We start from the raw sequence: 6526 nt of genomic DNA on the forward strand, positions 1-6526 counted from the left end.
GGGACCCGCTGTCGGGATCTGGCTATTTGACGGCCGCTACTTGACCGCTCCACTGGCCGTGCCCGCCGCGATGTACTTCTGCGCCGCGACCAGCAGGATGATGGCCGGGATGGAGGCGAGGACGGCCGTGGCCATGACGGAGCTCCAGTCGTTCACGTAGGCGCCGATGTACTGGAAGATTCCCAGCGTCACGGGCCGCACGGCCTCCGTGGTGGTCAGGGTCAGGGCGAACAGGAAGTCGCTCCAGGTGAACAGGAAAGTGAAGAGCCCCGCGGTGATGAGCGAGTTCCTGCTCAGTGGCACCACGATGGACCAGAACGCCCTCACATGCCCGGCACCGTCTACTCGGGCCGCCTCGATGACCGACGCCGGCATGCCGTTCATGAAGGCCCTGATGATGAGGATCGCGAACGGGATGCCATGCGCGGAGTCGGCCAGGATCAGGCCCGGGATGGAATTGAGCAGGCCAAGATCGTTGTAGGCCGTGTACAGCGCGTTGGCCACCACGATCCCCGGGATCATCTGGCTGATCAAGATCGCGAAGAGCACCACGCCAGCGCCCTTGACCTTGAAATAAGCCAAGGCATAGGCCGCCGGCGCCGCGATGGCCAGGCTGAGTACAACGCTGCCGAGCGAGATCACCAGGCTGGTGGCCAGGTTCCCGCCCTGCTCGCTGATGGCCGTGGCGTAGCCGGTGAAGTCCGGCTTGAGCGGCAGCCACGAGGTTTCCAAGGTGGTGCCGTTGGGCTGCAGCGAAGCGTTGACCATCCAGTAGACCGGGAACAGCATGATGGCCAGGAAGACGATGGCCAGGACGGTGTAGCCCCACCTTTTGCGCTCGGGTCCCGTCCCGGAGCGAACCGGTCCGGCGCCTTTGGAGGCGATCCTATTTCGGGCGCTCGCTTTCCGGGCGCGCCGGCGCCGAACGGCGGGTGGTGATTTTCGTCGTCGTCATGGTTTCCTCACTCATCGACGGAACGCCGGCTGGCACGCAAGTACAGGACCGCGAAGACCAGCGAAATGAGCACCAGGACGTTGCCCAGCGCGGCGCCCTCGCCGAATTTGAACTCGTGGAAGGACAGATCGTAGGACTGGGTGGCGATGGTCTGGGTCGAATTCGCCGGGCCGCCGTTGGTCAGGCCCAGGATGATGTCCAGCACCTTGAGGGTGTAGACGACGCCGAGCACCAGGACCACGCTCACCACCGGACGCAGCATCGGCCAGGTGATGTGCCGGAACGCCTTCCAACCCGTGGCGCCGTCCAAGGAGCCGGCCTCGTAGAGCTCATCCGGTATTTCCTGGAGGCCGCCATAGAGAATGGTCAGATTGAACGGGATGCCGATCCAGATGTTCACCCCCACCACGCGATCAGCGCCAGCGAGGTGCTGGTGAGCCATGGAACGCCCGTGTTCACGATGTGCATCTCTCCGAGGAAACGGTTCAAGGCTCCGCTGTCCTTGTCCAGGATCCATCTCCACACGGCGCTGGACACGATGAGCGGCAGCAACCAGGGGAGCAGGAGCAGCGAACGCAGGATTCCGTTGAGCGGGAACTTGCGCTGGAAGAAGATCGCCAGCGCCAGCCCGATCACGAACTGGCCCAGTATGGATCCCAGCGTGAACAGCGCGGTGTTCACCAAAGACGTTGAAAACAACGACGACGACAGCACCTTCGCGTAGTTCGCCAACCCCACCCAGGGGGCCTCGCCCGTGAAGAACGTGGCCGTGGTGTAGTCCTGGAAGCTCATCACGATGTTCTTGACCACGGGGTAGCCGAAGAACAGCGCCATGTAGGTCACGGCAGGGACCAGGAACAGCCACTGGAAGAGGCGCTCGCGGCGTTTGCGGCTGCGCCGGTGCGGTGACTGGATTGCCTCCTCGGCCCGGGTGTTGTCCGAGCCGGACTTTGCGCGCGCTGTGGCCTGCTGGTTGGCGCGCTGGTTGGCCTGCGACTTGGCCTGCGCTCTGGGTTGCGACGAATCAGTTGTGAGGGACATGTCCAGCCGCTTACTGGCCTTGGGCTTGCTTGAGGGCGTCGGCGGGGGAGGCCTTGCCCGTCAGCGCGGTCTGGATTGCGGTGTAGATCTTGGTCGCCTGTGCCGGCCATCCTTCTCCGAGTTCGCCGGTACGGGCCCGGGCTGTCTTGATGAGGTCGGTGAAGGTGGCGAGCTTGGGGTTGTCGGTGGCGAACTTTGCTGCCAGCGAGGTCTTGGACGGGATGGTGTTGCGGACCTTGGCCATGGCCAGCTGGTTTTCGTCGCTGTTCATGCAGGCCACCACTTCCGCGGCCTTGGCCTGATGGGCCTTATTGCCTGTCTGCGGAACGGTCCACACTTCGCCGCCAAGCGGGGCAACGGCTGTCTGGCTGGCGTCACGGACCGGAATCTTCACGACGCCGTATTTCAGCGCGGTGTTCTTGTCGAGCGCCGGGATCTGCCAGGGGACGTTGACCATCATGGCTGCCTTGCCTGCCATGAACTGGTCCTTGACGTCTGCCTGGGTCCAGTTCAGCGCCGAGGAGGACACGGATCCGTCCTTGACGAGGTCGGTCCAGAGCTGGAGGGCCTGGGCTGTCGCTGGGGTGTCGATGTTCTTCTCGTCGCCTCCGTTGGACCACATGACCGGAAGGAACTGCCATGTGCCCTCGTAGGTCGGGTTGGCGTTGAAGGCCAGGCCATACTGCTCGCCTGAGGTGAGCTTGGTGGCCGCCGTCTTTAGCTCGTCCCACGTGGTGGGCGGGGTGACTCCGGCCTTGGCCAGAATGTCCTTGTTGTAGAAGAGCGCGATCGTGTTCACGGTGGGGGCTAGCCCGTACACCTTGTCTTTGTAGGTGCCTGCACTCAGGACCCCGGGCGCGAAATCGGCGGTGCTGATGTTGAAATCGGACAGTGGAGCCAGCGCTCCGGTAGCGGCAATCTGTTGCAGGTCCGGATTGTCGAGCATGAGTACATCCGGAAGCGTCTTCGAAGAGGACTGCTGGAGCACCTTGGAGATCAAGGACTTGCCCGGCACGGTCTCTCGTTTGATCGTGACGCCTGCCTTGGTGCCGCAGGCGGTCAGGGCGTCGCCGATGAAGGACTTGTCCGGCTCGTTGTTGTAGTAGTCCATCACGGAGATTTCCTTCACGGCATCCGTGGAGGAGGCGGAGGTAGTGGTGCCGCAGCCCGAGATGGCGAGCGGGAGGCCGACGAGAGCGGCCACGGCCAGGGCGAGCGGGCGGCGTGTCCTGATAGCTGACTTCATTGTCTGTTCCTTTGTTGGTGGAGGAAGGGAATGGTGCGTCTGTTGATGCGAAGTGGATAATCGAATCATCGATGCGTATCGACGATGCTGAAACGAACGGAGTAACGGAGTAACGACCTGCGATGAAAAGCGTTGACGCGGTGGATCAGGGGTGGCGATTCACTGCGGACGGAGGGTGCTTGAACGGTGCGTGATGACCGTGGGTACCAACTCCAGGGATTCGTGTGGTCCGTGGGAGTCGGTTTCGAGGAGTTGGCACATGATTTTGACTGCCCGGCGGGATACTTCAGCCGGGCGCAGATCGATGGTGGAAAGCGGTATGGGTTGGAGCTCGGCGAGGGTGGGGGAGGCGCTTCCGATAACAGAAACGTCCAGCCCCAGGGTCAAACCGCGGCTGCTCAAGTCGCGGCGCAGAATGTCCTGGATGGTGCGGTCGGGAGCGATGAACGCGGGCTTTCCGGTGGTGCCGGCGAGGGCCTTGTCCACCGATTCGGAGATGGTGGCGCGGTCGGTCCCGCCGGGAAGGTGGAGCACGGTCACGCCCAGTGCTTTGGCCGCGACGTCCGTGCCGTGCAAGAACCGGTCGACGTAGTTCACGTGGCGGTCCATCACTGCGGGCTGCCAATCAATAACGGAAATCACGGAGTGGCCTGCGGCCGCAAGATCCCGGACGCAGTGTTCACCGGCCATTTCGAAGTCGGCGTCGATGCAGACCAGCCCGGACGGATCGCGGGGGATGCCGATCAGCACCACCGGGACGTTCAGGCTGCGGGCCACCGGGAGACGCTCGTCCTCGTCCTCAACCTGCATGAGGATCAGGCCGTCGCAAATCTGCTGCCCGACCACGCGGCTCAGTCCGGCGGCGCCTTCGTCGTCGGTGACCAGGAGAATGTCGTGGTCGAATTGCCGGGCCGTGCTGGCAATGACCGAGACGAACTCCATGATCGATCCCATTTCCAGCTCGGGAATGAACGGAATGACCAGGCCGATGACCCGGGTCTTGCGGCTTGCCAAGGCGCGGGCGCCGGCGTTGGGTTGGTAAGTGAGTTGCTCGATGGCGGCCTCGACCTTTTTCCGGGTCTTCTCGGAAATGGGCCGCTTGCCGCTGAGCACGTACGAGACGGTGCTTTGGGCTACGCCGGCAGCCTGGGCGACGTCCTTGCTGGTGGGCACGTTCCAGGCCTCCTTGCCGGGTTCGGTGGGTCTTGGTGATGCGTAGTTCGTCGATACGCATCGTCGATGCGTATCGAGAAAGAGTATGACATGTATCACGTAAGACCCGCAAGACCCAACCCTCGCTCACCTATCCCGCCCTTCCTCCCGACCCCCGCTCACATATCCCGCCTTCCGAGCAAACCCCCGCTCACCTATCCGGCGTGTGGTTAGCTGTCCGGTATGGATGGGATCTCAACCGCAGCCAAGCAGCGGGGCGTCCATTGGGACGGTGCGGTGAACGCCTGGCACATCGCCGGAGGCTTGTACCGGATGGGCCGGCGGGAATGGCTCACCGATCTCGGGTGGCAGCAAATGTACGACGCCGGCATCCGCACCGTGATCGATCTGCGGACCCTTCGCGAGCAGCAGCCCAGGGAGGTTGATCCCGAGGTTTCGGCGGATGCGACTGCTCGCTTCGAGATCGTCCATTGCCCCACCGAAGATCCGGAGGACAAGGAGTTCACCGAGCGCTTTGGCCCGTACCTGAAAGACCCTGCCCACTACGCCGACTATGTGCGGCTCTTCCCGGACAGGCTCGCCGCTGTTTTCAAAGCCATCGCCGCGGCACCCGGCGGGGTTGTAGTGCATTGCGCTGCCGGGCGTGACCGTAGCGGGATCATCGCCGTGATGCTGCAGAACCTGTCCGGAGCCGGCGACGAGGAAATCGTGCGGGGTTACCAGCAGGGAATGCGCGGAATCAACGAGCGCCACCGCCACCATCGCGCCCCGCACGCCCATGATCCCTTTCTCGAGGAAGACGCACTCGAGGCCTTGCTGGCATCGCGCAGCGTGAGCCTGTTGGAATTCGCGCATTCCTTGGACACAGCTACCTTCCTGGGAGCGAACGGCGTCTCTAAGGCAGAAATTTCCGCCATCCGAGCGAAACTCAACGCTCCGGCGCGGTAGAACGCGGTAGAAGCAGCGTCCCGGCGGGCATCTAGTGTGCAGATCGGGCCTCTCATGTATTCTGGGTTGTATTACCGAACGGCCGGTCAGTAATTTGCGGCCGTTCAGTCCATTTCGTGCCCGTGCCTTGGAAGGACCCGTCGACGATGACCAGTACCGCAGTCGCTCCGGAAGCCACAACCGTTGAAACCGTGCCCAGTTTCGTCCAGGGCGAGTGGTGGACCCCCAGCGCAGAAGCCTCAGCTGGCGTCCCCGTCCGCGACGCCAGCACAGGCGAGATCCTCGCAACGGTCAACACCGACGGACTGGACCTTGCCGGCGTCGTGAACTACGGGCGCACGGTGGGCCAGCGCGAGCTCGGCAAGCTCACCTTCACCAGCGCGCCCTCAAGCTCAAGGAACTCGCCCAGTACCTGAACGGCCGCCGCGAAGAGTTCTACGCCTCGTCCTTCAAGACCGGCGCCACCAAGATCGACTCGATGGTGGACATCGACGGCGGCATCGGCGTGCTCTTCACCTTTGGTTCCAAGGGCCGCCGCGAACTGCCGAACTCGCAGGTTGTAGTGGACGGACCCATGGAAGTCCTGTCCAGGGACGGTTCCTTCGCCGGTGAGCATATCTACACCCGCATCCCGGGCGTCGCGGCGCAGATCAACGCCTTCAACTTCCCCGTGTGGGGCATGCTCGAGAAGTTCGCGCCTGCATTCATCGCTGGCGTCCCCACCATCGTCAAGCCAGCCACCCCCACCGGTTACGTTGCCGCCGTCGTGGTCAAGGCGATCGTCGAGTCGGGCATTCTGCCGGAAGGCTCGCTGCAGCTCATCTCGGGATCCGCCCGCACCCTGCTGGACCACCTCGACTACCGCGACATTCTCGCCTTCACCGGTTCCGCCTCCACCGCCAACTCGCTCAAGTCCCACGCCAACGTGGTCCAGGGCGGCGTCCGCTTCACCTCCGAAACCGACTCGCTCAACGCGGCCATCCTCGGACCCGACGCCGTGCCCGGCACCCCCGAGTTCGACGCCTTCATCAAGTCGGTCGTCACCGAAATGACGGTCAAGGCCGGTCAGAAGTGCACCTCGATCCGCCGCACCATCGTGCCCCAGGCGCTGGTGTCCGACGTCGTCTCCGCCATCGGCGCGCGCGTGGACGAGCGCGTCGTCG

The 6526-nt window shown here is 63.6% G+C and carries 4 protein-coding genes and 2 pseudogenes; 2 read left to right on the forward strand and 4 right to left on the reverse strand.

Annotated features, from left to right (window positions below; translation table 11 throughout):
- Positions 1–36: 36 nt before the first annotated feature.
- From AHiyo1_RS18630 to AHiyo1_RS18645, 4 genes and pseudogenes are all read right to left on the reverse strand, one after another.
- Positions 37–789, reverse strand: a complete 753-nt coding sequence (locus AHiyo1_RS18630; RefSeq protein WP_253257452.1) for a carbohydrate ABC transporter permease — start codon at positions 787–789, stop codon at positions 37–39.
- A gap of 173 nt (positions 790–962) precedes the next feature.
- A pseudogene (locus AHiyo1_RS18635) lies at positions 963–1789 on the reverse strand (carbohydrate ABC transporter permease).
- Between the two features lie 217 nt (positions 1790–2006).
- Positions 2007–3242, reverse strand: coding sequence for a sugar ABC transporter substrate-binding protein (locus AHiyo1_RS18640; RefSeq protein ID WP_059389542.1), 1236 nt, complete (start codon positions 3240–3242; stop codon positions 2007–2009).
- A gap of 159 nt (positions 3243–3401) precedes the next feature.
- Complete coding sequence (locus tag AHiyo1_RS18645; RefSeq protein WP_059389543.1) at positions 3402–4415, reverse strand: LacI family DNA-binding transcriptional regulator; 1014 nt, start codon at positions 4413–4415, stop codon at positions 3402–3404.
- Between the two features lie 222 nt (positions 4416–4637).
- Between AHiyo1_RS18645 and AHiyo1_RS18650 the strand changes: the two genes are divergently transcribed.
- Together AHiyo1_RS18650 and AHiyo1_RS18655 are read left to right on the forward strand one after the other, a co-directional pair.
- Complete coding sequence (locus AHiyo1_RS18650) at positions 4638–5363, forward strand: tyrosine-protein phosphatase (protein ID WP_059389544.1); 726 nt, start codon at positions 4638–4640, stop codon at positions 5361–5363.
- A 146-nt stretch (positions 5364–5509) separates the two neighbouring features.
- Positions 5510–6526, forward strand: a pseudogene (locus tag AHiyo1_RS18655) (aldehyde dehydrogenase family protein); the annotation flags it as partial.

Origin of the sequence: Arthrobacter sp. Hiyo1 (assembly GCF_001263615.2) — a bacterium.
Classification (GTDB): Bacteria; Actinomycetota; Actinomycetes; order Actinomycetales; family Micrococcaceae; genus Arthrobacter.

What these genes read in the sequence shown, in the direction of transcription:
- AHiyo1_RS18630 (WP_253257452.1), bottom strand. Translation starts at nt 789, where the DNA reads ATGCTGTTCCCGGTCTACTGGATGGTCAACGCTTCGCTGCAGCCCAAC.
- AHiyo1_RS18640 (WP_059389542.1), bottom strand. Translation starts at nt 3,242, where the DNA reads ATGAAGTCAGCTATCAGGACACGCCGCCCGCTCGCCCTGGCCGTGGCC.
- AHiyo1_RS18650 (WP_059389544.1), top strand. Translation starts at nt 4,638, where the DNA reads ATGGATGGGATCTCAACCGCAGCCAAGCAGCGGGGCGTCCATTGGGAC.